A 238-nucleotide genomic window follows, 5' to 3' on the forward strand; every position below is an offset into this window, starting at 1 on the left:
CGGCGGTGCTGATCAGCACCGCCATGTTGGCCCGGGAGGAGCGGCCCTCGGTGGCCGCGTCCACCGCCCGCATCAGGTACTTGGTGACCGCCTGGCCCCGGATGCCGTCCCGGTCGGCGGCGGCCGTCGCCTCGACGATCGCGGCGTCCACCTCCTCGCCGTCGATGGCCTCCTCCGGCCGGACCGGCGTGGTGACCAGGAAGCCGCCCCGGTTGCCCAGCGCCCAGTGGTTCTCGAT

1 protein-coding gene is annotated in these 238 nt (G+C 74.4%); it reads right to left on the bottom strand.

Going from position 1 to position 238, the window contains the following annotated elements:
• Positions 1–238: pseudouridine-5'-phosphate glycosidase (locus VR45_RS19935; RefSeq protein ID WP_045941156.1), on the bottom strand; the 238-nt coding region annotated here is incomplete at both ends.

This window comes from Streptomyces sp. NRRL S-495 (genome assembly GCF_000966955.1).
Taxonomy (GTDB): domain Bacteria; phylum Actinomycetota; class Actinomycetes; order Streptomycetales; family Streptomycetaceae; genus Kitasatospora; species Kitasatospora purpeofusca.